The organism is Oleiphilus sp. HI0043 (assembly GCF_001634935.1).
The window spans coordinates 1-1,141 of record NZ_LWEY01000592.1 but is presented as its reverse complement, the minus strand read 5'-3'; the positions used below and the strand labels follow the sequence as shown (position 1 = coordinate 1,141).

Genomic DNA, 1,141 nt, shown 5'->3' with positions numbered 1-1,141 from the left:
CTTTTGTAGTAATGACTATCTAGGTTTAGCGAATCATACTGCGCTGAAGAAAGCAGCCAAATCCTGTATCGACAGGAGTGGTGTGGGCAGTGGCGCCTCGCATCTTGTCGTTGGGCATCATCAAGAACATGAAGCCTTAGAGTGCGAACTTGCAGAGTTTACCGGGCGTGATAAAGCGCTGGTTTTTTCTAGTGGCTATATGGCCAACTTGGCAGTGGTATCTACCCTGGTAGGAAAGGGCGACATTGTGCTGCAGGATAAGCTTAACCACGCCTCGCTTATAGATGGTGGCTTATTGAGTGGAGCTCGCTTTCAACGCTACTTACACAATGACGTTTCCAGCCTTAGTTCTCATTTAGATAAGCTCTCGACACGTAGTCAGCCGGTAGGTGTGAAACAAAGCAAGGCCTTAGTCGTCAGTGACGGCATATTCAGCATGGATGGAGATATCGCACCCCTGAAAGATATTGCAGCAACCTGCACTGCGCAAGGTGCCTTATTAATGGTTGATGACGCGCATGGCTTGGGTGTTATTGGTGAACAGGGAAAAGGCTCATGTAATGTATTTGGACTTGCTCAGAAAGACGTTCCTGTGTTGATGGGTACCTTTGGCAAAGCCTTTGGTACATCAGGTGCTTTTGTTGCTGGTTCAGAGCTTCTAATCGATTACCTGACTCAAGCGGCACGCCCTTATATTTATACAACAGCTATGCCACCGGCGATTGCGGCTGCAACACGAGCTAGTCTTGATCTGATTAAAAAAGCCGATCAGAAGCGAGCACATTTATCCTCTTTGATCACTTACTTTAGGCTTGAGGCACAAGCGCTAGGTTATTGTCTTGTTGAATCAAATAGTCCTATTCAGCCTTTGATTATCGGCAGTAGTGATGATGCTATCGCACTGTCAAACTTCCTGCTTAGTCAGGGCATACTGGTAACCGCTATTCGTCCTCCTACTGTTCCTGCTAATACCTCGCGCTTACGTGTGACCTTTAGTGCTGATCATGATCTAGCCCACGTTGAGCAACTGCTCGATGCCCTCAGTATGGCGATAGATTTAGGTATTGTGACACCAGATGTCTAAGCAAACTGTGCAACATATTGTGTTAGTGAATGGCTGGTCAGCGCCGACCTCGATGTG

1 protein-coding gene is annotated in these 1,141 nt (G+C 47.2%); it reads left to right on the top strand.

The genetic code is table 11. The features are described 5' to 3' along the window. Positions 1-1,084 (top strand): 8-amino-7-oxononanoate synthase (gene bioF, locus A3729_RS07345; RefSeq protein WP_156497763.1); only part of this gene is annotated, 1,084 nt, incomplete at its 5' end. Between the last annotated feature and the right edge of the window lie 57 nt (positions 1,085-1,141).